Source organism: Arthrobacter sp. FW306-2-2C-D06B (assembly GCF_021789175.1).
GTDB lineage: Bacteria > Actinomycetota > Actinomycetes > Actinomycetales > Micrococcaceae > Arthrobacter.
Genome location: NZ_CP084560.1, coordinates 1,831,959 through 1,857,468, shown reverse-complemented (window position 1 = coordinate 1,857,468; position 25,510 = coordinate 1,831,959). Strand labels below are relative to the sequence as shown.

The 25,510-nt window shown below is 64.3% G+C and carries 26 protein-coding genes, 7 tRNA genes and 1 riboswitch; of the genes, 13 read left to right on the top strand and 20 right to left on the bottom strand.

Going from position 1 to position 25,510, the window contains the following annotated elements:
• Window positions 1-23 precede the first annotated feature (23 nt).
• Genes LFT47_RS08730 through hisI form a run of 3 tightly spaced genes read right to left on the bottom strand, consistent with a single transcriptional unit; the run spans window position 24 to window position 2,692 of the window.
• Window positions 24-629, bottom strand: a complete 606-nt coding sequence (locus tag LFT47_RS08730; RefSeq protein WP_236817195.1) for a Trp biosynthesis-associated membrane protein — start codon at window positions 627-629, stop codon at window positions 24-26.
• The gene (locus LFT47_RS08725; RefSeq protein ID WP_236817192.1) at window positions 626-2,206 is read right to left on the bottom strand and encodes an anthranilate synthase component I; all 1,581 of its coding nucleotides are present in this window, start codon (window positions 2,204-2,206) and stop codon (window positions 626-628) included. The genes LFT47_RS08730 and LFT47_RS08725 overlap by 4 nt, the downstream gene beginning before the upstream one ends.
• Window positions 2,207-2,263: 57 nt before the next feature.
• Entirely contained in the window at window positions 2,264-2,692 is a 429-nt protein-coding gene (hisI, locus tag LFT47_RS08720; RefSeq protein WP_236817186.1) for a phosphoribosyl-AMP cyclohydrolase, read from the bottom strand.
• Window positions 2,693-2,781: 89 nt separating this feature from the next.
• Here hisI and LFT47_RS08715 point away from each other — a divergent pair, with 89 nt between their 5' ends.
• Window positions 2,782-3,426, top strand: coding sequence for a TIGR03085 family metal-binding protein (locus tag LFT47_RS08715; RefSeq protein ID WP_236817183.1), 645 nt, complete (start codon window positions 2,782-2,784; stop codon window positions 3,424-3,426).
• 88 nt (window positions 3,427-3,514) lie between these two features.
• Here the strand turns inward: LFT47_RS08715 and hisF are convergent, their stop codons facing one another.
• The 14 genes from hisF to LFT47_RS08645 form a co-directional block, all read right to left on the bottom strand.
• Complete coding sequence (gene hisF, locus LFT47_RS08710) at window positions 3,515-4,291, bottom strand: imidazole glycerol phosphate synthase subunit HisF (protein ID WP_236817181.1); 777 nt, start codon at window positions 4,289-4,291, stop codon at window positions 3,515-3,517.
• A gap of 33 nt (window positions 4,292-4,324) precedes the next feature.
• Window positions 4,325-5,185, bottom strand: coding sequence for an ATP phosphoribosyltransferase (gene hisG, locus LFT47_RS08705; RefSeq protein WP_236817179.1), 861 nt, complete (start codon window positions 5,183-5,185; stop codon window positions 4,325-4,327).
• Between the two features lie 160 nt (window positions 5,186-5,345).
• Window positions 5,346-5,609, bottom strand: a complete 264-nt coding sequence (locus LFT47_RS08700) for a phosphoribosyl-ATP diphosphatase (RefSeq protein ID WP_018778638.1) — start codon at window positions 5,607-5,609, stop codon at window positions 5,346-5,348.
• Window positions 5,610-5,726: 117 nt separating this feature from the next.
• Complete coding sequence (gene ribH, locus LFT47_RS08695; protein ID WP_236817172.1) at window positions 5,727-6,212, bottom strand: 6,7-dimethyl-8-ribityllumazine synthase; 486 nt, start codon at window positions 6,210-6,212, stop codon at window positions 5,727-5,729.
• Between the two features lie 60 nt (window positions 6,213-6,272).
• Window positions 6,273-6,974, bottom strand: coding sequence for a GTP cyclohydrolase II (gene ribA / locus LFT47_RS08690; RefSeq protein ID WP_236817170.1), 702 nt, complete (start codon window positions 6,972-6,974; stop codon window positions 6,273-6,275).
• Window positions 6,971-7,591, bottom strand: coding sequence for a 3,4-dihydroxy-2-butanone-4-phosphate synthase (ribB, locus tag LFT47_RS08685; protein WP_425550456.1), 621 nt, complete (start codon window positions 7,589-7,591; stop codon window positions 6,971-6,973). Before ribB ends, ribA begins: the two co-directional genes overlap by 4 nt.
• 71 nt (window positions 7,592-7,662) lie before the next feature.
• Window positions 7,663-8,301 (bottom strand): riboflavin synthase, encoded by a 639-nt coding sequence (locus LFT47_RS08680; protein WP_236817166.1) that lies wholly within the window; start codon window positions 8,299-8,301, stop codon window positions 7,663-7,665.
• Window positions 8,301-9,452, bottom strand: a complete 1,152-nt coding sequence (gene ribD / locus LFT47_RS08675; protein WP_236817164.1) for a bifunctional diaminohydroxyphosphoribosylaminopyrimidine deaminase/5-amino-6-(5-phosphoribosylamino)uracil reductase RibD — start codon at window positions 9,450-9,452, stop codon at window positions 8,301-8,303. The genes LFT47_RS08680 and ribD overlap by 1 nt, the downstream gene beginning before the upstream one ends.
• Window positions 9,449-10,147 (bottom strand): nicotinamide riboside transporter PnuC, encoded by a 699-nt coding sequence (gene pnuC / locus LFT47_RS08670; protein ID WP_236817162.1) that lies wholly within the window; start codon window positions 10,145-10,147, stop codon window positions 9,449-9,451. The genes ribD and pnuC overlap by 4 nt, the downstream gene beginning before the upstream one ends.
• Before the next feature lie 84 nt (window positions 10,148-10,231).
• A riboswitch (FMN riboswitch) is annotated at window positions 10,232-10,386 on the bottom strand.
• Between the two features lie 79 nt (window positions 10,387-10,465).
• Complete coding sequence (rpe, locus tag LFT47_RS08665) at window positions 10,466-11,128, bottom strand: ribulose-phosphate 3-epimerase (RefSeq protein WP_236817157.1); 663 nt, start codon at window positions 11,126-11,128, stop codon at window positions 10,466-10,468.
• 93 nt (window positions 11,129-11,221) lie between these two features.
• Window positions 11,222-12,772 (bottom strand): RsmB/NOP family class I SAM-dependent RNA methyltransferase, encoded by a 1,551-nt coding sequence (locus LFT47_RS08660; protein WP_236817148.1) that lies wholly within the window; start codon window positions 12,770-12,772, stop codon window positions 11,222-11,224.
• Window positions 12,769-13,689, bottom strand: coding sequence for a methionyl-tRNA formyltransferase (gene fmt / locus LFT47_RS08655; RefSeq protein ID WP_236817146.1), 921 nt, complete (start codon window positions 13,687-13,689; stop codon window positions 12,769-12,771). Before fmt ends, LFT47_RS08660 begins: the two co-directional genes overlap by 4 nt.
• Window positions 13,686-14,252 carry a peptide deformylase gene (gene def, locus LFT47_RS08650; RefSeq protein WP_236817144.1) on the bottom strand — a complete coding sequence of 189 codons (567 nt, stop codon included), beginning with the start codon at window positions 14,250-14,252 and terminating at the stop codon, window positions 13,686-13,688. The genes fmt and def overlap by 4 nt, the downstream gene beginning before the upstream one ends.
• Window positions 14,253-14,301: 49 nt before the next feature.
• The gene (locus tag LFT47_RS08645) at window positions 14,302-15,183 is read right to left on the bottom strand and encodes a cytochrome (RefSeq protein ID WP_236817142.1); all 882 of its coding nucleotides are present in this window, start codon (window positions 15,181-15,183) and stop codon (window positions 14,302-14,304) included.
• A gap of 160 nt (window positions 15,184-15,343) precedes the next feature.
• Between LFT47_RS08645 and LFT47_RS08640 the strand changes: the two genes are divergently transcribed.
• Window positions 15,344-16,492 carry a GGDEF domain-containing protein gene (locus LFT47_RS08640; protein WP_236817140.1) on the top strand — a complete coding sequence of 383 codons (1,149 nt, stop codon included), beginning with the start codon at window positions 15,344-15,346 and terminating at the stop codon, window positions 16,490-16,492.
• A 91-nt stretch (window positions 16,493-16,583) separates the two neighbouring features.
• Here the strand turns inward: LFT47_RS08640 and LFT47_RS08635 are convergent.
• Window positions 16,584-16,658, bottom strand: a tRNA-Val gene (locus tag LFT47_RS08635).
• A gap of 260 nt (window positions 16,659-16,918) precedes the next feature.
• On the opposite strand from LFT47_RS08635, the gene LFT47_RS08630 reads away from it, so the two are divergent.
• From LFT47_RS08630 to LFT47_RS08590, 8 genes are all read left to right on the top strand, one after another.
• Window positions 16,919-16,991, top strand: a tRNA-Gly gene (locus LFT47_RS08630).
• A 55-nt stretch (window positions 16,992-17,046) separates the two neighbouring features.
• Window positions 17,047-17,117: transfer RNA gene (locus tag LFT47_RS08625), tRNA-Cys, on the top strand.
• A gap of 41 nt (window positions 17,118-17,158) precedes the next feature.
• Window positions 17,159-17,233: transfer RNA gene (locus LFT47_RS08620), tRNA-Val, on the top strand.
• Window positions 17,234-17,289: 56 nt separating this feature from the next.
• Window positions 17,290-17,362, top strand: a tRNA-Gly gene (locus LFT47_RS08615).
• Window positions 17,363-17,410: 48 nt separating this feature from the next.
• Window positions 17,411-17,485: transfer RNA gene (locus LFT47_RS08610), tRNA-Val, on the top strand.
• Window positions 17,486-17,541: 56 nt separating this feature from the next.
• A tRNA-Gly gene (locus LFT47_RS08605) sits at window positions 17,542-17,617 on the top strand.
• A 233-nt stretch (window positions 17,618-17,850) separates the two neighbouring features.
• Complete coding sequence (locus LFT47_RS08600; protein ID WP_236817132.1) at window positions 17,851-19,278, top strand: amino acid permease; 1,428 nt, start codon at window positions 17,851-17,853, stop codon at window positions 19,276-19,278.
• Between the two features lie 463 nt (window positions 19,279-19,741).
• Complete coding sequence (locus LFT47_RS08590) at window positions 19,742-20,968, top strand: benzoate/H(+) symporter BenE family transporter (protein ID WP_236817125.1); 1,227 nt, start codon at window positions 19,742-19,744, stop codon at window positions 20,966-20,968.
• A gap of 76 nt (window positions 20,969-21,044) precedes the next feature.
• Here the strand turns inward: LFT47_RS08590 and zapE are convergent, their stop codons facing one another.
• On the bottom strand, window positions 21,045-22,082 hold the full coding sequence (zapE, locus tag LFT47_RS08585; protein ID WP_236817119.1) for a cell division protein ZapE: 1,038 nt from the start codon (window positions 22,080-22,082) through the stop codon (window positions 21,045-21,047).
• Between the two features lie 209 nt (window positions 22,083-22,291).
• On the opposite strand from zapE, the gene LFT47_RS08580 reads away from it, so the two are divergent.
• From LFT47_RS08580 to ybaK, 3 genes are read left to right on the top strand one after another with little or no spacing between them, the layout of a single operon-like run.
• Complete coding sequence (locus tag LFT47_RS08580; RefSeq protein ID WP_236817117.1) at window positions 22,292-23,215, top strand: sulfurtransferase; 924 nt, start codon at window positions 22,292-22,294, stop codon at window positions 23,213-23,215.
• Window positions 23,216-23,250: 35 nt separating this feature from the next.
• A complete protein-coding gene (locus tag LFT47_RS08575; protein ID WP_236817115.1) occupies window positions 23,251-23,706 on the top strand; it encodes a SufE family protein in 456 nt (151 codons plus the stop codon).
• 15 nt (window positions 23,707-23,721) lie between these two features.
• Window positions 23,722-24,213 carry a Cys-tRNA(Pro) deacylase gene (gene ybaK, locus LFT47_RS08570; protein WP_236817107.1) on the top strand — a complete coding sequence of 164 codons (492 nt, stop codon included), beginning with the start codon at window positions 23,722-23,724 and terminating at the stop codon, window positions 24,211-24,213.
• A gap of 33 nt (window positions 24,214-24,246) precedes the next feature.
• Here ybaK and LFT47_RS08565 read toward each other — a convergent pair whose 3' ends face one another.
• The gene (locus LFT47_RS08565) at window positions 24,247-25,497 is read right to left on the bottom strand and encodes an alpha/beta hydrolase family protein (protein WP_236817105.1); all 1,251 of its coding nucleotides are present in this window, start codon (window positions 25,495-25,497) and stop codon (window positions 24,247-24,249) included.
• Window positions 25,498-25,510 lie beyond the last annotated feature (13 nt).

The window sequence follows — 25,510 nt, the reverse complement described above, 5'->3', positions numbered from 1 at the left end:
TCCGACGTCCGGACAGTCGGGTCTTACGTGGGGTCTTCTCCGCGCGAGAGGCTGTCCCAGCTATCGATCTCGTCCACGGGCCCGGAACCCGCGAGGGCTGCCCGGCTGGCGACGTCGTACTTGGTGCGCGCCTTCCAGTGCCGGCCCGCGAGCGGCAGCAAGCCACCACACAGAGCGAGCAGGCCGGCAGCCACGACCGCGAGCACGGGGAACACGGTGGACGACGCAGCCGCCTGCCCTCCCGAAATGCCGGTGGTCGCGGCAATGGTTCCCCGCGCCGCACCGAGGGGATTTGCCAGGACCGTCACGGCGGCAATGAGGATGCCTGCCGAGGCAAGCACGATGATGGTTGCGATGATCCAGCGTGAAACCTTGCCCGCGATGGACGATGCCAGTCCCCCGGCAAGGGCGACGAGCGCGAGTGCGGTCACCGCGGTCGCGGCCTTGCTCCCCTGGACGTGGAGGTCGGCATTCGCTGCGGCAGCGGGATCGAGCCGGACGTTGATCCAGGTCTGTGTCGTGGTCCCGAACACGGCGAGGGCAAGAATTGCCATGGCGAGCACGACGTTGCCCTTCCGCGCCCACACGGGAGGCTTTGTGGTGGCCGTCTGGGGGCGGGCAGCGCTCACGGGGTGGGGTTCCCGTCGACGACCGTCTCCGCGGAGACCGCGTCGGGGGAAATGTTGTGGAGCGATCCGGCGGTGTGCACGGCACGCAAGGGAGCCGCCGCCTTGTTCACGGTCTCAAGCGCTTCGGAAGGCTTGTGGGAATCGGCCACGATGCCGCCGCCGGCCTGGACGTATGCCCGGCCTTCACGCAACAGTGCCGAGCGGATGGCGATCGCCATGTCCATGTCGCCCGCGAAGTCCAGGTAACCCACCACGCCGCCGTAGATGCCACGCCGATGCGGTTCGAGTTCGTCAAGGAGACGCAGTGCGCGCGGTTTGGGGGCACCGGACAGCGTGCCGGCGGGGAAGGTCGCCTTGAGCACGTCGTATGCCTTCGCCCCGGGCGCCAACTCTCCAACCACCGTGGACACGAGGTGCATGATGTGGCTGAAGCGCTCGACTTCCATGAACTGGGTGACGTCCACTGTTCCTGCCACGCAGACCTTGGACAGGTCGTTCCGGGACAAGTCCACGAGCATGAGGTGTTCCGCGCGTTCCTTCTGGTCCGCGAGCAACTCGGTGGCCAGTGCCTTGTCGGCCTCAACGGTCTTGCCTCGGGGCCGCGAACCGGCAATCGGGTGGGTGATGACCTCATTGCCCGTGACCGTTACCAAGGCTTCGGGAGAAGATCCGACAATCGTGTATTCGCGGCCGTCGGGATCTTCGAGGCTGAAGAGGTACATGTACGGGCTCGGGTTGGTGTTGCGCAGCACGCGGTAGACGTCCAGCGGGTCCGCGGAGCACTCCATTTCGAAGCGCCGCGAAATCACCACCTGGAAGACCTCGCCGTCAACGATCGCTTCCTTGCCGCGGTCGATCGCGTTCAGGTACTCCTGCTCGTTCCAGCGTTCCTGGACGCTCGACGCGAAGTCGAGCGCTTCGGACTGCAACACCGATACGGGCTGCTTCACGGGCGTGCTGATCTGGTCCAGCAGGCGCTTCACCCGGGCGACGGCGTCGTGCCAGGCTTCGTCGACGCGTTCGGAACTGTTGTCGAAATTGATCGCGTTGGCGATCAACAGGACGGTGCCGTCCATGTTGTCGTGGACAGCCATGTCGGTGACGAGGTTCAGGGCCAGTTCCGGCAGGTGGAGATCATCCTCCGGGGGGCTGGTCAGCTTCTCCCAGTGCCGGACGGTTTCCCATCCGAGGAAGCCGACAAGGCCTGAGGTGAACGGAGGAAGGTCCGGGAAGCGGTCGGTCTGCAGGGCAGCAATGGTGTCACGGACGGCGTCGACGGGGCTGCCGTCGACCGGCACGCCAACAGGAGGCTCGCCGATCCAGTGCGCCTGGCCGTCCTTGCTGGTCAGCGTGGCACGCGAACGTGAACCGATGAAGGAATAACGTGACCATGCGCCGCCGACGGCTGCCGACTCCAGGAGGAAGGTGCCCGGCTGGCCCTGGGCCAGCTTGCGGTAGAGCCCGATGGGAGTCTCCGCGTCGGCCAGTACCCTGAGCCGGACCGGGATGACCCGGCTGTGTGCGGCGAGTTCGCGGAACTCCTCCAGGCCCGGGCTGATGATTCCAAGGTCCTGCATGGTTTGTGTTCTCCGCCTCTTCTTGTGTGCTTGCCTCAGTGGATGGTGTGTGGTGGCCTAGTCCCGCTCGCCGGTCACGGCGGCGAGGCTCCGGCCATCGAAGCATGTGCGTGTGCCCGTGTGGCAGGCCGCGCCTACCTGGTCGACGCGGACCAGGAGGGCATCGCCGTCGCAATCCAAGGCCACCGATTTCACGAACTGGACGTGCCCGGAGGTGTCGCCCTTGCGCCAGTATTCCTGGCGGGAACGGGAGAAGAACGTCACGCGCCCCGTGGTCAGGGTCCGGTGCAACGCTTCATCGTCCATCCAGCCGAGCATCAGGACTTCGTCGGTGTCGAACTGCTGGATGATCGCCGCTACCAAACCGGCGGAATCGCGCTTCAGCGCGGCGGCCAGCTCGTGCGGGAGCGGACTGACGGGCACGACGGCGGGCTCCGCGGCGAAAGCGGCAGCGGGCGTGGCTGGGGGTGTTGACTGCTCAGACATCAGATCAAGTCTAGTGCCTCGTGTGGAGCCGAAATTCAGCGGCGGTTCCACTGCGCAACAGAGCGCGTCTCGTGCTAGTTTCACAAGTGATGCATTTCGTCGATCCCTCCCGCGAAGTACTGGCCGAAACACTCCTGGCGGCCGGACCTGACTCCCCCACGCTCTGCGAAGGGTGGCTGACAAGGGACCTCGCGGCGCACTTGTACTTGCGGGAGCGCAAAGCGGCTGTCGGTATCGGCTTGCTCATCAAGAGCATGGCCAGGGCCTCGGACAAAGCCACGGCCAAACTGGCCTCCAAGCTGAAAACCACGGAAGATTACGCCGAGTTGGTGAATACCTTCCGCGCCGGGCCGCCGGCCTTGTCTCCCCTCAAGATCAAGGCCCTCGACGAGTCCTCCAACCTCATTGAATATTTCGTGCACACGGAAGACATCCGCCGCGCCGGAGACCGTTGGGCTCCACGGGCCCTGGACGAGGAATACTCGGACGCCTTGTGGGATGAATTGATCAAGCGCGCCGCCATTCTCTACCGGGGCGTGGACCTCGGGATCGTGCTGGTCCGCCCCACCGGTCCCCGGCATGTTGCCAAGCGGGCTCCCGTATCCGTCGCCATCGTGGGCGAGCCCGGTGAACTCCTCATGCACGCCCACGGCCGCACGCATCACGCGCTGGTCACCTTCGAGGGCCAGCCCGACGCCGTCGCTCTCCTCCAGTCAGCCGAAGTCGGCCTCTGACCAGCGCTTAACCCCAACTAGCTCGCAGTTGTTGTCGTTTTGAGGGCTCAAAACGACGTTAACTGCGAGCCAGTTGGGTTGGGACCGGCTAGCGGACCAGGAAGCCCGCTTCGCGGATCGCTGCCTTAACCTGGGCGATCATGTCATCCGGACCGAAGTGGAACACCGACGCTGCCAGGACGGCGTCGGCACCTGCTTCCACGGCAGGCGGGAAATGCGCCGGTTCTCCGGCGCCGCCTGAAGCAATGATCGGGATGTGGACCGCCGCACGGACCAAGCGGATGAGTTCGAGGTCGAAGCCGTCCTTGGTGCCGTCGGCGTCAATCGAATTCAGGAGGATCTCCCCCACGCCGCGGTCCGCGGCTTCCTTGGCCCACGCAATGGCGTCGATTCCGGTTCCCTGGCGTCCGCCGTGGGTGGTCACCTCGAAGCCGGAAGCCGTGGGCTCGGAGCCGGGCCTCGTCCGCCGCGCGTCCACCGACAGGACCAGTACCTGGGATCCGAAGTGGCGGGTGATTTCGTCGATGACGTCCGGGCGTGCGACGGCGGCCGTGTTGATGGAGGCCTTGTCCGCGCCGAAACGCAGGAGCTTGTCCACTTCGGCCACGCCACGGACGCCGCCGCCGACGGTGAGCGGGATGAAGACTTCCTCGGCGGTGCGGCGAACGACGTCGAACGTGGTTTCCCGGTTTCCGGAAGACGCCGTGACGTCAAGAAAGGTGAGCTCGTCTGCCCCGGCGTTGTCATAGCGGTGCGCCAGCTCGACGGGGTCTCCGGCGTCGCGAAGGCCCTCGAAGTTGATGCCCTTGACCACGCGGCCGGCGTCGACATCGAGGCAAGGGATGACACGTACTGCTACAGCCATTGCTACTCCTGGAATTGTCTCTCTTGGATGGCGTCAGATGCGGCAGGCGTGGATGCTGCTGACCAGGATGGCGCGGGCGCCGAGGTCGTACAGCTCATCCATGATCCGGTTGGTCTCCTTTTTCGGAACCATGGAGCGGACGGCGACCCAGTCCGAGTCGCGCAGCGGCGACACCGTGGGCGATTCGAGGCCCGGTGTGAGGGTGGCGGCTTCTTCCACGAGGTCCTTGCGGATGTCGTAGTCCATGAGGACGTACTGGCGGGCGACGAGCACGCCCTGCAGGCGCCGGATCAGGACCTCGATCTCCTTCGCGGTGCCGTTGGCGGCACCACCCTCGCCGGTGCGGCGGATCAGGACGGCCTCGGACTTGAGGATGGGCTCGCCGAAGATCTCCATTCCGGCAGCCTTGAGCGTATTGCCGGTTTCGACGACGTCGGCGATCGCGTCGGCGACCCCGAGACGCACGGAGGACTCAACGGCGCCGTCGAGGCGGACGACCTTGGCTTTGACGCCGCGCTCAGCGAGGTAGTCGCGCAGGAGGCCGTCGTAGCTTGTGGCGAGGCGCTTGCCTTCAAGCTGCTCGACGCCGGTGAAGTCGCCGACGGGGCCGGCGAAACGGAAGGTGGACGCGGCGAAGCCAAGGGGAAGCAGCTCTTCTGCTTCGACCTGTGCGTCCAGCAGGAGGTCGCGGCCGGTGATGCCGACGTCGAGCGTTCCCTGGCCGACATATACGGCGATGTCGCGGGGGCGGAGGAAGAAGAACTCAATGTCGTTGTCGGGATCGATCATGACGAGTTCGCGGGTATCGCGGCGCTGGCGGTATCCCGCTTCGGTCAGCATCGCGGAGGCGGCTTCGGACAGGGATCCTTTGTTGGGGACGGCTACTCGCAGCATTGGGGACTTTCTTGGAGTGGAAGGGAATGTTTCAGGCATTGTGCCCACGGCACTGTCCTCTTCTTGGACCGAACTGGTCCCGGAAGAGACGGCGCAGTGAGCGCTGGGGCCACGCTGGGCTCCGGTGGGACCTTGTCAGGTCCTGGCGGAGCCGACGTGGCTAGAGATGCTTGTAAACGTCTTCCAGGCTCAGACCCTTGGCGAGCATCAGGACCTGCAGGTGGTAGAGCAACTGGGAGATTTCCTCGGCCGCGGCTTCATCGGATTCATACTCTGCAGCCATCCAGACTTCGGCTGCTTCCTCCACGACTTTCTTGCCGATGCCGTGGATTCCGGAGTCCAATTCGGCGACGGTACGGGAGCCTGCCGGACGGGTCGCTGCCTTTTCGCTCAGTTCTGCGAACAGCGTCTCGAAATTCTTCACGCCCTACAGCCTACTTGCTTGGGGCCGGTGACCGCCTGTCGGGTCATTGCATGACGGAAGGGATGTGAGCGAACGCACAATGTGCGCCGGCACGCCCACATCCCTTTCGTCGATTTGCTAGGTGTACTGCTTGAGGGTCAGAGCGGTGGAGAGCGCCGCGGTCACGGCTTCGTGTCCCTTGTCCTCGGACGAGCCTTCCAGCCCGGCGCGGTCCAGGCCCTGCTGCTCGGTGTCGCATGTGAGCACGCCGAAGCCCACCGGCACCCCGGTGCGGACACTTACTTCGGTGAGTCCCAACGTCGCCGCCTGGCACACGTAGTCAAAGTGCGGCGTCCCGCCGCGGATGACGACGCCGAGGGCAACGACGGCGTCAAAGTGCGGCGCGAGCCGTGCCGCCGCAACGGGCAGCTCAAAGGATCCCGGGACGCGCAGCACAGTGGGTTCGGCGATGCCGGCTTCTTTTGCAGCCCGCAGCGCCCCGTCAAGGAGCCCGTCCATGATCTGGGTGTGCCAGCTGGCAGCCACGATGGCGAGTTTCAGCTGGCGGGTTTCCTCCGGGTTGAGGGTGGTGAGGTCGATGGTGGGGGCGCCGTGTCCGCTCATGGGTGTGTGGTAGTCCGTTCAGTCAGTCTTGTAGGTGCAGTTCAGTCTCGGTAGTGCAGTTCAGTCTTGTTCGAGGTCAAAAGTGCCGGCAGCTGCATGGGTGCCGGCCGGTTCGGTGTCGCCGAGGGTCAGGCGGTGGTCCATGCGGTCCTTCTTGGTCTGAAGGTACCGAAGGTTTTCTTCACGGGACGGAACCTCGGTGGGCACCATCTCGACAACCTTCACGCCAGCCGCGGCAAGCCTGTTCTGCTTGTCCGGGTTGTTGCTCAGGAGCCGGATTTCGTGAAGGCCCATCTCGGCAAGGATCTGGGCAGCGGCTTTGTAGCAGCGCGCGTCCACCGGCAGCCCGAGCTGCTCGTTGGCCTCGACTGTGTCGAATCCGGCCTCTTGAAGTGCGTAGGCCTTGATTTTGTTGGCCAGGCCGATGCCGCGGCCTTCCTGTCCGCGCAGGTAGAGCAGGGTACCACCCTCTTCGCGGATCAGCTCGAGGGCGTAGGCCAGCTGTTCGCCGCAATCGCAGCGGTACGAACCGAAAACGTCGCCCGTGAGGCATTCCGAGTGAAGGCGCACCAACGGAGCCTTGCCTGCGAGCGGCACCTTCGGGGAACTCACCGCCAGGTGCTCAGCCCCGGTTGCAAGGTCGGTCCACGCCTGTGCCACGAACTCACCGAAAGCGGTGGGTAGCTGGACAATCGGGCCGCCGCTCACGGGATGCACTGCGCGCGCGGCCGAACCGCCGTCGTGGGTTGTCGCTGTGGTCATCGCTGCTCCTCGTTTCCTGCCGGAATTGCAACCTGGTCCTCAGCCTCCGACGCTACAACATAAGCCACGAGATCCTCGATCGAAATCAAGGGACATCCGTGCTCGGCAGCGAACTCCCGGAGGCTGTCCAGGCGCATCATTTCACCATCGTCATGTACCAACTCGGCGATCACGCCCACCGGGGCGAGACCCGCAAGCCTGCAGAGATCAACTGCCGCTTCCGTGTGCCCCGGACGTTCACGCACTCCCCCATTAACGGCCCGGAGCGGAAAAATATGCCCGGGCCGGGTGATCGAGGACGGCGTGCTGCTCGAATCAGCCAAAATCCGGGCCGTCAGGGCCCTGTCGGTGGCGGAAATACCGGTGCTGACGCCCAAAGCGGCATCACAGGACACCGTGTAGGCAGTGCCCTTCGCGTCTTCATTAACCAGGACCATGGGCGGCAGCGCCAGGGCATCAGCCCGCGAGCCCTCGAGGGGAACGCAAATGACTCCCGAGCTGTAACGGATGGTCCAGCCCATAAGGGCAGGCGTCGCGTGTTCGGCGGCGAAGATGATGTCGCCTTCGTTTTCGCGGTCTTCATTGTCCACAACAATGACGGGACGGCCGGCTGCCATTGCCTGCACTGCCTTTTCAACGGGGTCCAGCCCCTGGCGCACCACTGTTGTGCTGCCGTTGTGTGCGGCGCTCACTGGGCAGCCCCCGCTGCGGTTGCCGGCGAACGGAAGGAGAGCAGTCGCTCGGTGTATTTCGCGAGGACGTCCACCTCAAGGTTGACCCGTCCGCCTATGGCCTTGGCTCCGAGACCGGTTTCGTCCAATGTGGTGGGAATGAGCCCCACTTCAAACCAGGGGTTCTCCTCTTCGGCCGGGCTGACCGCGGTGACGGTGAGTGAAACGCCGTCGACGGCGATCGACCCTTTTTCGGCGATGTACCGTGCCAGCGGGGCCGGCACGGCGAAGCGGAGGCGGTCCCAGTTGCCCAGCGACTCGCGCTCCAGAAGCTGCCCGACGCCGTCGACGTGGCCCTGGACGACGTGGCCGTCCAAGCGGCCGCCCGCCTGGACACAACGCTCGAGGTTCACAGTGTCACCCGCGGTCAGTTCGCCGATAGTGGTCCGGACGAGGGTTTCGCCCATGACGTCAACGCTGAACTCCCGTCCGTCGATGTCCGTCGCAGTGAGGCACACGCCGTTGACGGCGATGGAGCCGCCCAAGCCAAGCCCCTCAGTGGTGCTGAGGGCCATCAGGCGCAGCGTGGCGCTGGCCTCGCCGTCGTGCTCGACGGACAGGACCGTGCCTTGTTCAGCAACGATTCCGGTAAACATCAGTGTCCTCCTGTGGTGGTGTCCGAGGCGTCCTTGCCCGGAAATGGTTCGTGGTGTTCGGTATGGGACTTCGTCCACGCCGGTTTGTTTCCGTCCGATGGTCCGGACCTCAAATGCAGCCGCAGGTCGCGGCCCAGTGCATGGACCGCACCGCCACCGGCGTCGTCCCAGTTCCAGCGCTGGGCGTCGGCGAGGGTGGAGATGCCGAGATCCGTCAGGGCAGGTGTACCGGAGCCCAGCAGGGTGGGCGCGAGATAGACGATCAATTCATCCACGAGGCCCGCGGCAAGGAAGGCGCTCAGGATGCGGGAGCCGCCCTCCACCATGACGTGCCGGACGCCGTCGGCGAACAGCAACTGCAAAGCTTCGGAAGGATCGCGGGTTGGCAGGTGGATGAACTTGCCGTCGCTCCCCCGTACGGCGGCATCCAAAGGGACATCCCGCAGCCCCATGACGGCCCGGAGCGGCTGGCTTTGCGATTCCGCGCCGTCCGCTTCCCGCGCCGTCAGCCGCGGGTTGTCCACCAGGACGGTTTCGGTGCCCACGAGAATGGCGTCGATCAGGCGGCGCAGTCCGTGGTTGTCGGCGAGCGATTCCGGACTGGAGATCCATTGGCTGGTCCCGTCGGTAGCCGCGATCCTGCTGTCGAGGGTCTGCGCGATATGAAGCGTAACGAACGGGCGCCTCGCTTCCACCGCATTGAACCACTCGCGGTTCAGCTTCCAGGCCTCGGCGTCGGCCAGCCCGGACTGGACGTCCACTCCGGCAGCGCGCAGTCTTGCGGCACCTCCCGCGGCTGGATCGTGGGGGTCGTCGACGGCGTAAACCACACGTGAGATACCAGCGTCAATGATCGCCTGGGTGCAGGGTCCCGTGCGCCCTATGTGGTTGCAAGGCTCCAAGGTCACCACCATGGTTGTCCCGGCGAGGTCGAGGCCTTTTGCCTGCGCTTTCGCGATCGCATCCGCCTCGGCGTGGGGCGTGCCGGCGCCGCGGTGGTAGCCCGTGATGAGTTGCTCTCCGTTGGACCCGAGCACGACCGCTCCCACCAAGGGATTGGCGCCACGGTGTCCCCGGAGGGCGACGTGCAGTGCGGTTTCCATGGCCGCGGATTCAGCTTCCGGGAAATCCAGCTTCGAGGCGTCGCTCATGTGAGTGCTCCTGCAGTTTCCGGCTCGGGCGTTGGCCTGAGCGGCTGGCCTTCACGTCGATCTGCACGCCACCAGACAAAGAATCCGGCAAGTGTGAAGAACCCGTAAAAGAGGTACATGAAAGCGCTGGCAAAATAGCCCGCGCTGAATAGCAGCGGAACTCCGACAATGTCCACGGCAACCCAGATCAGCCAGAATTCGGTCCATCCCCGCGCCATGCCATACGTCGCCAGGAGTGAACCCATGAAGGTCCAGGCGTCTGCCCATACAGGAGGGTACGAACCCATGGAATCGAAGACGGGAGTCAGTGCGGCGGTTCCCGCAATCATGGCGGCCACCATTCCGATCCGCGCTTTGGGGCTTGCCCAGCCGGGCACGATCGCGCGGCCGTGGGTGCCTGCCTGGAGGCCCTGTCGCCAGCGGTACCAGCCGTAGGCGGCGACGCTGATGAACATGATCTGGCGTCCGGCCTGGCCCCACAGGGTTGCCGGCGAGGCGGCACCGAAAACGTTGCCAAGAAAGACGGTCAACAGGAGCAGATTGCCTGCGATCCCGATCGGCCACGCCCAGACTTTGCGGCGCATGCCGCCCAGGGCGCTGGCGAGCCCGAAAATATTGCCTAGCACTTCGCGAAGAACAAGCACAGATCCACCTACGGGAATCTGTGCTTCGAAGAGCCATCGCAGAAAGTCCATGTCGTTCCTTCCCTCGAATGCCGCGATGGCTCCGGGGGTGTACGACAGCGCAATGCCGGGCGCACGGAACGCCCAAGCATGACTGTACGTGCTTCTCCCATCCAGACTTTAACTGTCGGTACTGGAATTCCACCAGTTCAACCGTCCGCCGTCGTGATTCCCGTGAAGGAAACACGACGGCTCGCGGGTCGCGGACTATAACCGCCGGTTCGGAATTACACCGACCCCGGAGCACGTATGTGTGTTGTTATTCTGTCACAACTGGAGCAATGGCCGTTGTATTCCCGGACCGATATGCAGGCAATTGCGTCATTGTTGTCACATTGCCGCGAGGCCGGCGGCGCGCAGCCGCTCGATAGCCGCAGCGGGGTCCGCATGGCCGTAGACGGCGGATCCGGCAACGAACACATTTGCGCCGGCTTCGGCTGCCCGGACAATGGTCTCCTCCGTGACGCCGCCATCGACCTGGATTGAAACGCCGATACCGGAACCCTCGATCGCCGCGCGCGCCCTCCGGATCTTTGGCAGCGTAACGTCCAGGAAGGACTGTCCGCCGAAGCCCGGCTCAACGGTCATGATGAGGAGCATGTCCAGTTCGCTGAGCATGTCCAGGTACGGTTCCACCGGCGTGGCCGGACGAAGGGCCATTCCTGCCTTCGCACCGCGGGCACGGAGCTCACGGGCGAGCTTGATGGGAGCCATCGCCGCTTCCGCATGGAACGTCACGGAAGCCACCCCGGCGTCGGCGTAGGCCGGCGCCCAGCGGTCGGCGTCGGCGATCATCAGGTGAGCGTCCAACGGGACCGGGCTCACAGCCTGGATCCGCTCCACGACCGGCAGGCCGAGCGTCAGGTTCGGGACGAAATGGTTGTCCATCACATCGACGTGGACGGCGTCGGCGTTGCTGATTCTCTTCAGCTCGGCTTCCAGGTTCACGAAATCCGCGGACAGGATGCTCGGGTTGATACAGCACTCAGTCAAGGCAGTCCCCTCAGTGTTGGTGGCGGTCTGTTGGTGTTGGCAATTCTCCAGCTTAGGCACGCGGGACTTTCAGCCGGGGAAAGGCGCCGAAGGTTACGGCTTCTTCCGGATAAGCGCCAGGAACATCGCATCGGTTTGATGCACGTGCGGCCACAATTGGGCGGTCAACCCGTGTCCGGCGCCGAGGTTGCCGCTCAGGCTGACCGCGTCCAAGGCCGCACCGGAGTCGATCTGTTCCAGGTCGTCCCGCTTGCGCAGGACATCGCTGACGACGGCGGTGGTTTCGGCCGGGTGCGGGGAGCACGTCACGTACGCCACCACTCCGCCCGGTTTGACGGCGTCAATGGCCGAGTTGAGCAATTCACGCTGCAACGGACCGAGATCGGCAAGGTCCTTGGGCGTCCGGCGCCAGCGTGATTCGGGGCGGCGGCGGAGCGCGCCAAGGCCACTGCAGGGGACGTCGACCAGCACGCGGTCGAAAGTTTCCGGCTGTTCCTTGCCGACGTCGCGACCGTCGCCTACCCGCACGGTCCAGGCGTCCGCCGGAACCGCCGAGAGGGCTTGGCTGACCAGCTTTGCCCGGTGTTCCGCGGGTTCGTTGGCCAGGAGGGTCGCACCTTCCTGGCGGGCGAGGGCGGCCAGCAGCGCGGCCTTGCCGCCGGGACCGGCACAAAGGTCCAGCCACTTCTCGCCGTCCTTGGCGCCTCGTCCGAGGTCCACGGCCGCGACGGCGCGGGCTACCAACTGGGATCCGACGTCCTGGACGCGCGTGGTGCCTTCCCGGATGGAGGACATGCGCCCAAGGTCGCCACCGCTGGAAAGCGCCGAGTCGATGACGAGCTCGCCGGGAGTGGCCCCGCTTTCCAGGGCTTCATCAAGGTTGCCGATGCCGGGCAACGCCACCAGGTTCACCACAGGGGCTGCGTTGTCGGCTTCGAGCAGTTCGGTGATTTCGCTCGCGGGACGGCCATGCATGACGAGCGATTGGCGCAGCGCCCTGACAATCCATTCCGGGTGCGCGTGCCGTACGGAAGCGATCCTGGTCTCGTCGGTCTCGTTTTCCAGCAGGTGGTCGAGCCACTCCGGCAGCGTCCTTGCGGTGACTTTCCGGAGCACCGCGTTGATGAGCGACGACGGGCCCGCTCCGATGACCGCGCGGGCCAACCCGACAGTCTGGTCCAGGGCGGCGTGGGCAGGAACGCGCATCGCGAGCAATTGGTGGGCGCCAAGTCGCAACGCATCCAGGACTGCCGGATCAAGCTGGGCGAGCGGCCGGTCGACACACTCGGCCAGCACGGCGTCGTACATCCCTTGGCCGCGCAGCGCCCCGTAGCTCAGCTCGGTGGCGAATCCGGCGTCGCGCTTGTCGAGGTGGTGGTGTCGGATCCGTGAAGGCAGCACGAGGTTTGCATACGCGTCTTCCGAAGCGACTGCGCGCAGGACTTCGAACGCCACCAATCGTGCCGGATCCGCGCGCCGGGTCCGCTGCGACGGTGCGTTGGTGGAGAAACCGCGTTGCGGGCCCCTGTTGCGTTCGCGGCCTTGGGCGTCGCGGTTGCTTTCGCCGCGGGGACCGCGATTGCCGTGGCCCCCGCTGTCCCTGTTCCCACTGTTGTTGGGGCCGCGCCGGCCGGACTCATTCATTCGAATTCCACGCTTTCTGGTGTTGCCAAACCACGGGCCCAATCGGCCGACGGCATCATCTTCTTGCCCGCAGGCTGGATCCCCCTGAGCTGCACTGCATGTGATCCGGTCCCGACCAGGACGTTCTTGCCGTCAACCCGGACCTGGCCGGGTGCAAGGTCCCGGATGTCCGGGCGCAAACCTACGGGTTCCAGCTTGACGCGCTGTCCGTCGAGCATGGTCCATGCTCCCGGTTCGGGCGTGACCCCGCGGGACCTGCGGTTGATGGCGAGGGCCGGTTGCGTCCAGTCGAGCCGGCCGTCGTCGAGCGTCAGTTTGGGCGCGAGCGAGACGTCGCCTTGCTGGGGCTGGGGGGCCGCTTTGCCGGATTCGACGGCGGAGAGGGTCTGGGCGAGAAGGATCGCGCCGCCGCGCGAGAGCCGCTCCAGCAAGTCGCCGGCCGTGTCTTCGGGCCGCACGGTTTCCGTCAACGTCCCGAAGACCGGTCCAGTGTCGAGTCCTTCCTCGAGGAGGAAGGTAGCGGCTCCGGTGATGTCGTCGCCGGCGATGACTGAACGTTGGACCGGTGCGGCGCCGCGCCAGGCAGGGAGGAGGGAGAAGTGGAGGTTGATCCAGCCGTGGCGCGGTACTCCGAGCGCGGCCTTGGGGACGAGGCCCCCGTAGGCGACGATCGCCGCTACGTCAGGCTCGTACGAAGCGATCCGCTCGGTGGTCCCGGCGTCCACCTTGGAGGCGTGGATGATGTCGATGCCGAGTTCAGTTGCACGTGCTGCCACGGGCGACGGCGTCAGGATCCGTTTGCGGCCGGTTGGGGCGTCCGGCCTGGTCAGCACCGCCACGATCTCAAAACCAGCCTCGATCAGCGCGTCAAGGGAAGGGACGGCGACAGCCGGGGTGCCGGCGAAAAGCACCCTCATTCGGCGGCACCGAAGCTGCCGAAGCTGGAGCCCACAGTGTTGGCCCTCTTGGCGGTGGTCCGTTCAGTCACGGAGTGGTAGTTCGCCGCGCGGATGGCCCGGAGGGCGGTTTTCCGGTCCTCACCCTCCAGGCGGTCGGTGAACAGGATCCCGTCCAGGTGGTCGGTCTCGTGCTGGAAGCAGCGGGCGAGCATGCCCTCCGCTTCAACGGACACGGGGTTGCCGTTCAGGTCCACGCCGGTGGCGCGTGTGGTCCTGCGGCGGCGAACCGGAAACGCGAGTCCGGGAATGGAAAGGCAGCCTTCCACCTCGTCAGGCTGGAAGTCATCGCTGTTTTCCAGCACCGGGTTGATGATGTGGCCTTCCACACCGCCGATCCGGTAAGTGAAGACCCGCTGGCTGACGCCGACCTGCGGGGCGGCGAGCCCTGCACCGTCCACGTCTTCCATGGTCTCGGTCATGTCCGACACGAGTTTGGCGAGCTCTGGCCCGAATTCCGTGACTGGATCAGCAACCGTGCGGAGCACGGGGTCGCCGATGATACGGATACTCAAAATGGCCATGTGCTGTCTTTCCTCACGATCGGCGAAGCTTGGGTCCCGCAAAAGGGGCCTAGGCCAGTTTAGTTGAGGCCGCGGGCGCCGCGGCAGCAGGGTACGACGGCGGAGCAACAGGGAGCAGGGCCGTTCCGGCTGCGGCCACATCGGCAGACATCTCCCACACCCGCTTTAAAGCGCAGAACTTCCACCAGTGGTGCTTGAGGACGTCCGGGTTGGCCCGCTGTGGACGCACTTCGGTCTCGCCGATAGCCACCGCAAGCAGGACGGGGTTTTCACCGTACTTCCACGGCTCCCACTCCCCTGCCACTGGATCCACAAGGCTTTCTTCGGCCTTCATGCCCGCAACCAGTTGCATCACGACCTTGTCGTCGAGAGGTTTCACTGTTCCATCGCGGGTGGTGCCTTTGGTCTTGTAGTCGATCAGGCAGACCCTGCCGTTGATTTTGGCGACGAGGTCCAGGGTTCCGGCATAGCCAACGCTGGCGTTCCACACAGTGATCTCCGGCGCGATGGGGTCCACCCGGTACAGCTCCCACCACTCATCGAAGCGGGCCGCGAAGGCTTCCTCGCCGTTTGAAGCGAGCTCTTCGCGCGTTTCCTTCACGCGGTGCGGGCGTCCGAGAGCGCGGAGGGCAACTTGCTCGCAGTAGTTATGCACGCGGTCGCCACGGCGTGCGGCATCGTCCCGGTACACCTCCGCAGCCTTTGCTGCCTTGTTGACGGCCTGCCTCATCTTGGCAGGACTGGAAAGATGCTGCGGGAGCTCCGGGTCTTTCGCCAGGCTGCTGGCACCCATGTAGCCGAACCAGCCGTCCAGGGAGTGGGCCTCCCGGCCGATCACCGTGGTGATGGAGGGGACCGAGAAGGTCTCGGACGTGGACCGGGCATACATCCGGCCGTATTCGGTGGCATGGGCAAGCAGTGGATCTGTCATGGGAAAACTCTTTCACACACCGCTGACAAGAAGATCCGGAGCTCTGGCGGCTGCCGACGGGACCTCACCCGGTAATTAATGTGCCCCTCACGCATGGCGCACGGGGTTCTCCGACTCTCAGTGCCATAATTGGTCACGTCCTCGGCTACGGGAGCGAATCTTGGTCCTCGATATAACAACACTGCGAGTCGCCCTTGGCGTGGTCGCTCTTACGCTGCTCCTCTTGTTCTACGCTTCGTTCAGGCGCACACGGTCGTCCTACAACGGGTGGTGGTGCATCGCCCTCCTGTTCTTCCTCGCAGGGAACCTTGCTTTCCTGCTCAATGGGACGCCATATCAAGTCTGGGCGAACCCCTCGGGAAACGTCCTCCTGGTGGGCGGAGCATTCAGTGTGTGGACCGGCGCCCGGTCCCTCAGGATGTTGCCGCCGCCAAGGTGGCAATTTGCGGCGGCCTGTGGCGTCACGGCCCTCGCCTCCGTTTTGGAAAGCCCCGGTTTCAACACCTGGTCCGGGGGCCTGGTCTACCTGGGATTCATGACCCTGGGGATCGCGTTGGCGTCCCGCGACCTGTGGCTACTGGACTCCAGCTACTCCCACGTGCACAAGTCGATGGCCTTGGCCGCGGGATTCCTGGCCGCCTACTATTTCTGCCGCCTGTTCGTGTACCTTGTCGAAGGTCCCAGCGGACCGAACTTCCGCTTGTATTTCGGCCCGTCCATAGCCAGCCTGGTCACCCTGATCCTCCTCGTTGCCGTCTCTTTCAGCATGACCGCCCTCAGCAACGATCAGTTGATCAACCAGCTCAGCGAACGCGCTGCACGCGACAACCTGACCGGGCTCCTCAACCGTGGCACGTTCATGGACCTGGCCACCAAGGAACTCGAGCGACTGCACACCACAAATTCCGTCGCCTCCTTGATCCTGGCTGACTTGGACCACTTCAAAGCGATCAACGACGAGTTTGGTCATGCCGCCGGTGACGCCGCCCTTCAGGCATTCGCTGCTGCGTGCTCCGAGTCCGTACGATCCACTGACCTGGTCGGACGATACGGGGGCGAAGAATTCATCCTGCTCTTGCCGGGAGCCAGCCAGGAGCGGGCCGAAAGCATCGCGGCCGACATCAATCGCACATTGGCGGCAAGCAAAAACCTCGACGACATCCATCTTCCGACGGTGAGTTACGGGGTCACTTCAACCCAGTTCGGCGCAGTCGACCTCACAGCGATGATCGCCGCCGCCGACACTGCCCTTTACCAAGCCAAGTCGCTCGGCAGGAACCGGGTGGTCAGGGCGGCGCCTCGCGCATAATCGGGCCTCGATGGGCGTAAAGCAAGAACTCGTGGCAACGACAAGAGGTCCTGTGCGAAACATGAACAATGTTTCGCACAGGACCTCTACTTGGTGGGCGATACTGGGTTCGAACCAGTGACCTCTTCGGTGTGAACGAAGCGCGCTACCACTGCGCCAATCGCCCGTGCACAAGAAGACTAGCCGACCCTGGCCGGAATTCAAAAATCCGGAAAGTATCGGCTCGACCGGCTAGGCAACAACAAGGAAAAAGCCCACGAATCACACTCGTGTAACTCGAAAAATCCGCGCCAATTCAAGGAACTTGAGCCCATTGCCTGCGATTCGAACAGATCGATTTGGAGTTTCCCGGAACCTCCTATAGAGTTTTTACTCGTCGGAAAGCGACGGAATGCCCCCTGCGGGCAGGCCGTCGAAGAAGACTATGCGGACGTAGCTCAGCTGGTAGAGCACCACCTTGCCAAGGTGGATGTCGCGAGTTCGAATCTCGTCGTCCGCTCGCAGGACACTGTCACGGCATTGATTTCTTGGAACCCCAGGAATGGTGCTTACACGGTGGGTTGGCCGAGAGGCGAGGCAGCGGCCTGCAAAGCCGTATACACGGGTTCGAATCCCGTACCCACCTCGGTGAAAACCTTGGTTTCCGGTCCAGGCCGGATTGCATTTGGGCGATTGGCGCAGCGGTAGCGCGCTTCCCTGACACGGAAGAGGTCACTGGTTCGATCCCAGTATCGCCCACCAAGGCAAGGCAACTTGCTTGTTGATGAAAGTCCGGCCCGGCCGGATGATCGTCATGTGCGGACGTAGCTCAGCTGGTAGAGCACCACCTTGCCAAGGTGGATGTCGCGAGTTCGAATCTCGTCGTCCGCTCTCGTATTTCAAGGTCCCGGAAACGGGCCGGCCGGCTTATGCCGATCCGGGCGATTGGCGCAGCGGTAGCGCGCTTCCCTGACACGGAAGAGGTCACTGGTTCGATCCCAGTATCGCCCACCAAGGCAAGGCAACTTGCTTGTTGATGAAAGTCCGGCCCGGCCGGATGATCGTCATGTGCGGACGTAGCTCAGCTGGTAGAGCACCACCTTGCCAAGGTGGATGTCGCGAGTTCGAATCTCGTCGTCCGCTCCATTTCCTCGCAATGACACCATCCAAGCAGCTCCGCCGGAGCTGCTTTTTTTGTGCCCGCAGACGCCACCACCCGGGTGACTTACCCGAAAGATCAGCAAAACGGATCAATACCACTCAGCAAAAATCACTTTATCCAATGTGATTCAGGTCGCATACTTTTCTTCAGCCCTAATTCGTCCACGCCCACAGGCAGGAGTAACACGGTGAATCAAGAAACACTCGTCCGTTCGATCATGAGGAAGAAACCCATTGACGACATCGAGGAGGAAAGCAAACACAGCGGGCTCTTCAAGAGCCTGGGCCTCTGGCAGCTGACCGCCATCGGCGTCGGCGGCATCATCGGCGTCGGGATCTTCTCCTTGGCCGGTCTCGTGGCACACGGAAGCGCGGACACCCCCGGAGTCGGACCCGCTGTGCTGATCTCGTTCCTGGTCGCGGGCCTTGCATCAGCGGCCGCGGCACTTTCCTACGCAGAATTCGCGGGCATGATCCCCCGCGCCGGATCCGCCTACACCTACGGCTACGTTGCCCTCGGCGAGGTCATTGGCTGGTTCATCGGCTGGGATCTGCTGCTCGAGTACATCGCGATAGTCGCTGTCGTCGCGATCGGCATTTCCGGCTACTTCGATGCCTTTCTCTCGGGGATCGGCGTCCACATGCCCACCTGGATGACCTCAACCGTGGACGAGGGAAAGGGCGGGGTCATCAACCTTCCGGCCATCCTGGTCTGCTTGTTGGTCACCTGGATCCTAAGCCGCGGAACCAAGGCGTTCGGCCGTTTCGAATTGGTTGCGGTGGCCATCAAAGTGGTGCTCATCCTGTTCATCATTGGCTTGGGCATCTTCTACATCAACACCAACAACTACAACCCGTTCATGCCCAGCGGCTTCGGTCCGGTACTGGCCGGGTCTGCAACGGTCTTCTTCGCAGTGTTCGGCTACGACGCCATGAGTACAGCCGCGGAGGAAGCGACTGATGGCAAGAAGCACATGCCGAAGGCGATCGTCCTCTCGCTTGTCATTGCGATGCTCCTGTACGTTGCGGCAACTTTGGTGCTCACCGGTATGCAGAACTACAAGGACATCAACCCGACGGCCGGTTTCGCCTCCGCCTTCAGCGGCGTTGGCTTGCCCGTCATCGCCACCATCATTTCCGTGTTCGCGGTCCTGTCCATCCTGACCGTGATGCTGACCTTCCTCCTGGGCGTCACCCGCGTCTGGTTCTCGATGAGCCGCGATGGTCTGCTACCGGGCTGGTTTGCCGGGACCGACAAGCACGGTACTCCGCAGCGCGTCACCTGGATCGCAGGCGTCGCCTCGGCCCTGCTCGCCGGAGTGTTTCCCATCAAGGCTGTCGCCGACCTGACCAATATCGGCATTCTCGCCGCGTTCGTGGTGGTGTGCTTGTCAGTCATCATCTTCCGCTACAAGAAGCCCAATGCGCCCCGCACCTTCAGGCTGCCGTTCATGCCTGTGGTTCCGGCCTTCGGCATGCTTGCGTCCGGCTTCCTCATGTTCCAGCTCCATTGGGAAACCTGGCTGCGTTTTGTGGTGTGGCTGGTCATCGGACTGATCATCTACTTCGGCTACGGCCGCAAGCATTCCTTGATGAATCCGGACAGTCCCCGCCACCAGCAGCTTTCTCCCCAGAAGCAGTTGTGACCTGTTCCAGGAGTCGTTTGACATCCCAGTCAAATTTTTCCTTGGCACCTCCAGGGTCTCGGGTTAGTATCGAAAACGGAGGAGCGAACTGGCTCCGGGATGGAAAGGAGGTGCCCGTGGGATTATTTGACGATCTGAAGGGCAAAGTTCAGGACCTCGTTGGTGGCAAGGAAGAAGCCATCAAGGACGGCATCGAATAGGCCGCCGATTTTATCGACGACTAGATGCGGTTCAGAGAGCCGCTTCCGAGTTCGTGGGCAACCTCGACGGTTTGCTGTAAGGGCTACGGCCCGGACAGCTCCCTCCGCCAATGAGGCTCCGTAGCCGGTTCGACCGGCAAGAGCTCCCGAATACAGTTACGTCAACGGGGCACCGGTCCCGCCGCGAGGCGCCGCCGGTGCCCTTGGCGTTTAACCGCCGCGTCCTCGGCAGACGCGCCGCGGCTCCGGTAACGTGAGGGACTATGCCAGCGTCATCCCTCCACACCGGACAGTCACGTCCAGCCTCCGCTTCGCGGCAGCTCTCCCGTCCGCTCGTGGCTGGAATTGTGACCGCGCTGGTCGGTTTCACGTCCTCCTTCGCGGTGGTGCTTGCAGGCCTCCGGGCGGTTGGGGCAACGCAGGAACAGGCGGCCAGCGGGCTCCTTGCCCTCACCCTCACCTTCGGGCTCGGCGTGCTCTGGCTTTCCTGGCGGTCGCGCTTGCCGGTCACGCTCGCATGGTCGACACCCGGTGCCGCGCTCCTCGCGGGAACCGGAGTGCCCGACGGCGGGTGGCCGGCCGCCGTCGGCGCCTTCCTCATCGCTGGTGTGCTGATCGCCCTGACAGGGCTCATTCCGGCCCTTGGAAAGCTGATGGCGAAGATTCCGACGGCCCTCGCCCAGGCGATGCTGGCCGGGGTGCTTCTGTCCCTCTGCCTCGCCCCGTTCAAAGCCTTGGGCACCGCTCCCCTCTTGGTGGCTCCCCTGATCCTCTGCTGGCTTGTCATGATGAAGCTGGCGCCCCGCTGGTCGGTGCCCGCGGCGCTGTTGGTGGCTCTCGCAGTCATTGGGATCTACATCGTGGTCAACGGCGTGGGCATCCCCACGAACCGGCTGTTGCCTGAATTGCATTGGACCACTCCTGCTTTCACGCTCAGCACGGTGGCCGGCATCGCCTTGCCCTTGTTCGTTGTCACCATGGCTTCGCAGAACATTCCGGGGGTCGCAGTGCTGAAGTCTTTCGGTTACACCGTCCCGTGGCGTCAGTCGATGCTGGTGACCGGGGCAGGGACTGCGCTGGGGGCTCCCTTTGGCGGACATGCGATCAACCTCGCCGCGTTGAGCGCTGCGCTGGCTGCAGGAGAAGAAGCGGGTGAAGACCGGGGCCGGCGCTGGATCGCGGCCTTCACGTCAGGCCTGGCCTACCTCGTGCTGGCAGCCTTCTCCGCGGCGCTGGTGACCGTCGTGGCCGCGGCACCGCCGGGGCTCCTGGAAGCCGTCGCGGGCTTGGCGCTGCTGGGAACCCTGGCCTCTGCCATCGCCTCTGCCCTGGCTGTTGCCGAAGAACGCATCGGAGCCTCCGTGACGTTCCTGATCGCAGCCTCGGGCCTCAGCTTCGCCGGGATCGGCGCCGCGTTCTGGGCACTCGCCGCCGGAATCCTCGTGCGATGGGTCCTCAAAGACAGGGAACCCCAGGAACCCCAAAAGTAGAGTGGGGCAGCAGGGTCCCTACGTGGCGACGGAGTCGACACGAAAGGGCCTGCCCCAATCTGGGGGAGCAGGGTCCCTACGAAGGCTCGTGGTTCTGGCCTTCACGCGCCAGGGCGGTCAGACGGGACACTGCGCGGAAATACTTCTTCATGTACCCGCCGGTCATCATTTCCTCCGTGAAGAGCTTGTCGAAGGGCACCCCGCTGGCAAGGATCGGGACGTCCTTGTCGTACAGGCGGTCGGCCAGCACCACGAAGCGAAGGGCGACGGCCTGCTCGGTAATGGTTTCGACGTCACGCCAGACAACAGCATCGATACCTGCGATCAGCTTGCGATAGCGGCTGGGATGCACACCGGCCAGGTGGTCGATCAGGCCGCGGAAGTCGTCCACGGCCACGGTCTGGCCATCGAACTCGGCGTGCATCTGCCGCTTGAGGTCTTCGGTCTTCAAGGGGGCCGGAGCTGCGGGCAAGCCGCGGTGCCGGAAGTCTTCCCCGTCGATCCTGACAACGTCGAACTGGTCCGCGAGGACCTGGATCTCCCGCTGGAAGTCGACGGCCGCAAAGCGGCCGTCGCCCAGTGAACCAGGCAGAGTGTTGGACGTGGCAGCAAGCTTCACACCGGCGTCGGACAATTCACGCATGAGGCGGGACATGAGCACCGTATCGCCCGGATCGTCGAGCTCAAATTCGTCAATGCAGACAAGCTTGTAGCTGCTCAAAGCCTCCACGGTCTTCCGGAAGGACAGAGCGCCCACCAGGTTGGTGTACTCCACGAACGTCCCGAAGGCTTTCGGTCCCGGAGCCGAGTGCCACAGTGAAGCCAGCAAGTGGGTCTTTCCGACGCCGAATCCGCCGTCGAGGTAGATCCCGGCCCTGCTGTTGACCTTCTTGCTGAAAAGGCGCTTGAACAGCCCGTCTCCGTCGCCGGCCCCCACTGTCGCCCCAAACGCTTCCAGGGACTTGACCGCTGCCGCTTGGCTGGGCTGGTTCGGATCAGGCCGGTAGCTCTTGAAGGACACCTCTCCGAACCGTGGCGAAGGGTAGAAACCCTTGAGAATCTCATCCGCTGAGACCGCCGGCGTGCGCGCGGCGAGCTGTTCGATCTGTACCAATGCGGTCCGTTCTTCGTGTCGTAAGTCCCCAGCAAGAATACCGGCAATGCCACGCCCCGGGCGGACACGTGATGAAAGCCATATTTCACCATATGAACGGGGAGGAGCTTTAGTCCCCGGCCCTCGATACTGTGGGATTAATGCCCGGGCACGTCTTATCGCCCGGCGCCGCCCGGTGTCAGTGAAAGTGTCAGTGAAAGGCCATACCCATGTCCTACCCCGTTGAACAGAACGAGAAGTTCGCCGCGTACGCCCACCCCGAACGTCTGGTGTCCACCGAGTGGCTTGCCGCAGCCCTTGAAGGCGGCGCGCTCGGCGACGGCAAGCTGGTTGTTGTCGAATCCGACGAAGACGTCCTCCTGTACGAGACCGGCCACATTCCGGGCGCAGTCAAGATCGACTGGCACACGGACTTGAACGATGAAGTCACCCGCGATTACGTCGACGGTGAAGCGTTCGCAGCCCTGGCAGCCGCCAAGGGCATCTCGCGGGACACCACCGTGGTGATCTACGGCGACAAATCAAATTGGTGGGCCGCTTACGCCCTCTGGGTTTTCACGCTCTTCGGCCACGAAGACGTCCGGCTCCTGGACGGCGGCCGCGACAAGTGGATCGCCGAGGGCCGCGAAGTCACCACCGACGTCCCCCAGCCCGCCCCCGGCGACTACCCCGTGATCGAACGGAACGACGCACCGATCCGTGCCTTCAAGGATGACGTGCTGGCGCACTTCGGCAAGCCGCTGATCGACGTCCGCTCCCCCGAGGAATACACCGGCCAGCGCACCCACATGCCGGCTTACCCCGAAGAGGGCGCCCTCCGCGGGGGCCACATCCCCACCGCAGCTTCCATCCCGTGGGCACGCGCGGCTGCCGAGGACGGCACGTACCGTAACCGGACCGAACTTGAGGACCTCTATCTCGGGGAAGCGGGCCTCACGGAAGGCGACGACGTCGTGGCCTACTGCCGTATCGGCGAGCGTTCCAGCCACACTTGGTTCGCCCTGAAATACCTGCTTGGTTTCGAAACGGTCCGCAACTACGACGGTTCCTGGACGGAGTGGGGCAATGCAGTGCGCGTCCCGATCGTCAAGGGCGCCGAGCGGGGATCCGTTCCCGCACTCGCCGGGAAGTAGTCCGGAATCCCTGTGCCTTGCGTAAGCTGGAAGCGATGAGTACCAATACTTTGCCCGCCGCACTGGCGGAAATTGTCGATGACTTCCAGGCATTGACCGAGCCCGACCGCCTTCAGCTGTTGCTTGATTTCTCGCGCGGGCTCCCGGCCTTGCCGGAACGGCTGCTGGACCACCCCGAACTCCTGGAGCAAGTGGTGGAGTGCCAATCGCCGCTGTTCCTGACCATCGAGCAGGAAAAGAAGCCCGACGGCGTCGCTTACCGTTTGTTCTTCAAGGCACCGCCGGAGGCGCCCACCACGCGCGGCTTCGCGGGCGTTTTGCACGAAGGCCTGGACGGGTTGACCGCCGCGGAGATCCTGGCTGTCCCGGATGACATGCCGGAACTGCTTGGCCTCACCCGGGCAATCACGCCGCTGCGCATGCGTGGCATGACGGCCATGCTGGGGCGCATCAAGCGCAAGGTCGCCGCGGCGGACCGCCTGTCCTCCTGACCCGGAGCACCGGGAATGGCCAAGAAACAGGCTTCACAAGGAACGCCGGCCACAGCCGTATTGGCTGCGGCCGGCGTTTCTTTCACCCTGCACCCCTATACGCATGACCCTTCGGCAGCCAGCTACGGGCTTGAAGCGGCCGAGGTCCTGGGCATCGATCCCGGCCGGGTCTTCAAGACCTTGATGGTGGACGTTGAAGGCAAGCTCGCGGTGGGGATCGTTCCGGTGAGTGGCACCCTTGACCTCAAGGCAATCGCCGCGGCTCTCGGATCGAAGAAGGCCGCCATGGCCGATCCCAAAACGGCCGAGCGACGGACGGGCTATGTCCTGGGCGGGATTTCCCCGCTGGGCCAACGCCAGCAGTCGCCAACTGTGCTCGACGAATCGGCCTTGGCCTTCGGCTCGGTCCTCGTTTCCGGTGGACGACGCGGCCTGGACATTGAGCTGGACCCCGCAGACCTTATCCGGCTGACGGGCGCACGAACTGCCCGGATCGGCAGCCCCTAGCAACCACCGGGAACAGGCCAGACACCATCCTTCTCAGGCCGCCCCCGGCCCGCCGCGGGGCGTGAGGTGCGGAGCGAGCCACGAGCGGACCAGCCGTTGCCACTTCTGCGGATCCACGTTCCACTCCTTCGTGTGGCGCGCGCCCTCGAAAGGCTCAAAGGTGACCATCTCCGGATTCTTTTCGGCGAGGCTGGCCGAGGGTTCGTAGGGAACGTACTCATCATCCACGCTATGGAGCACCAGCGTCGGGGTCCGCAGTTCGACGGCTCGGGCATCCCAGTCCATGGCCTTCAAGTCAACGGGCGCGGCCAGGCCGGTGAGGCGCCTGCCCAACGGGTGCCCCAACATCAACTGCCCGTAACGGCCCACGGCGTAGGGGATCCTGTTGATCTGCGCGTGGTGTGCCAGGACGTTGACCCAGTTGATCACCGGCGCGTCCAGGACCATGGCCCTGATCACGTGCCTGTTGTGCGAAAGATCGGCCGTCTGCAGGCAGATCGCGCCGCCCATCGACCATCCGAACAGGACCACTTCGTGGGCGCCGTGGGCGAGTGCGTACTCAATGGCCGCGTCGACGTCGTGCCATTCCGTAGAGCCGAGGCCGTAACGCCCGTCCGGGGCAGACGGCGCCAGGCCGTCGTTCCGGTAGGAAACCAGGAGGCTGTCGAGTCCGAGATCGTGCGCCACTCGCACTGCGCGCAAGCCTTCGAGGCGGGTGGCACCACGGCCATGGACCATGATCGCCCACACCTTCGCGGGCTTCCCTGCGCCTGACGGAATCAGCCACGCGGGCGCCTGGCCCCCCTCGACGTCGATCCGTATGTCTTCCGAATCCAGGCCAAGCGCCGCCGGGGAGTCGTAGACAGCGCCGCTCCACCATCCGCGCCGGGCTGTGGCCAGATCCCCGCTGTAGACTTCCTCGACTTCGCGCTGCACCGTCCGCTCTGCGGGCGAATAGGACACGATCCTTCCGATCCGCGCGACCCCTGTCCCGCCCGCGAAGAAGAGGCTGAACACTCCGTCGATGGTGGTGTCCGGGGTAGCCGCGAGGATGACCTGGAGCCCGTGGTCACCGCGCACCACCGCCAAAACCTCCTGGTCGGCCTCGCGCGCCGAGGGGGTAATGACGCGCCTGGCGAAATAGGCGGCGAGCGCCGAAGACCCTGCGCCCAGCAAGCCGGCAATGCTGCTTCCTGCAACGATCCCCGCAACGGTCCATCTGGCGCGGGCGGACATTTTCGCGCCGTTCTCGACGGTTGGCGCAGCTCGGGTCATGGATGCCATGTGACCATTCTCC

Bases quoted from the DNA above. Each gene is read 5' to 3' on its own strand.
- LFT47_RS08725 (WP_236817192.1), bottom strand. From the start codon at position 2,206: ATGCAGGACCTTGGAATCATCAGCCCGGGCCTGGAGGAGTTCCGCGAA.
- hisI (WP_236817186.1), bottom strand. From the start codon at position 2,692: ATGTCTGAGCAGTCAACACCCCCAGCCACGCCCGCTGCCGCTTTCGCC.
- LFT47_RS08715 (WP_236817183.1), top strand. From the start codon at position 2,782: ATGCATTTCGTCGATCCCTCCCGCGAAGTACTGGCCGAAACACTCCTG.
- hisF (WP_236817181.1), bottom strand. From the start codon at position 4,291: ATGGCTGTAGCAGTACGTGTCATCCCTTGCCTCGATGTCGACGCCGGC.
- hisG (WP_236817179.1), bottom strand. From the start codon at position 5,185: ATGCTGCGAGTAGCCGTCCCCAACAAAGGATCCCTGTCCGAAGCCGCC.
- ribH (WP_236817172.1), bottom strand. From the start codon at position 6,212: ATGAGCGGACACGGCGCCCCCACCATCGACCTCACCACCCTCAACCCG.
- ribA (WP_236817170.1), bottom strand. From the start codon at position 6,974: ATGACCACAGCGACAACCCACGACGGCGGTTCGGCCGCGCGCGCAGTG.
- ribB (WP_425550456.1), bottom strand. From the start codon at position 7,591: ATGGCAGCCGGCCGTCCCGTCATTGTTGTGGACAATGAAGACCGCGAA.
- LFT47_RS08680 (WP_236817166.1), bottom strand. From the start codon at position 8,301: ATGTTTACCGGAATCGTTGCTGAACAAGGCACGGTCCTGTCCGTCGAG.
- ribD (WP_236817164.1), bottom strand. From the start codon at position 9,452: ATGAGCGACGCCTCGAAGCTGGATTTCCCGGAAGCTGAATCCGCGGCC.
- pnuC (WP_236817162.1), bottom strand. From the start codon at position 10,147: ATGGACTTTCTGCGATGGCTCTTCGAAGCACAGATTCCCGTAGGTGGA.
- LFT47_RS08660 (WP_236817148.1), bottom strand. From the start codon at position 12,772: ATGAATGAGTCCGGCCGGCGCGGCCCCAACAACAGTGGGAACAGGGAC.
- fmt (WP_236817146.1), bottom strand. From the start codon at position 13,689: ATGAGGGTGCTTTTCGCCGGCACCCCGGCTGTCGCCGTCCCTTCCCTT.
- def (WP_236817144.1), bottom strand. From the start codon at position 14,252: ATGGCCATTTTGAGTATCCGTATCATCGGCGACCCCGTGCTCCGCACG.
- LFT47_RS08645 (WP_236817142.1), bottom strand. From the start codon at position 15,183: ATGACAGATCCACTGCTTGCCCATGCCACCGAATACGGCCGGATGTAT.
- LFT47_RS08600 (WP_236817132.1), top strand. From the start codon at position 17,851: ATGAGGAAGAAACCCATTGACGACATCGAGGAGGAAAGCAAACACAGC.
- LFT47_RS08590 (WP_236817125.1), top strand. From the start codon at position 19,742: ATGCCAGCGTCATCCCTCCACACCGGACAGTCACGTCCAGCCTCCGCT.
- LFT47_RS08580 (WP_236817117.1), top strand. From the start codon at position 22,292: ATGTCCTACCCCGTTGAACAGAACGAGAAGTTCGCCGCGTACGCCCAC.
- LFT47_RS08575 (WP_236817115.1), top strand. From the start codon at position 23,251: ATGAGTACCAATACTTTGCCCGCCGCACTGGCGGAAATTGTCGATGAC.
- ybaK (WP_236817107.1), top strand. From the start codon at position 23,722: ATGGCCAAGAAACAGGCTTCACAAGGAACGCCGGCCACAGCCGTATTG.
- LFT47_RS08565 (WP_236817105.1), bottom strand. From the start codon at position 25,497: ATGGCATCCATGACCCGAGCTGCGCCAACCGTCGAGAACGGCGCGAAA.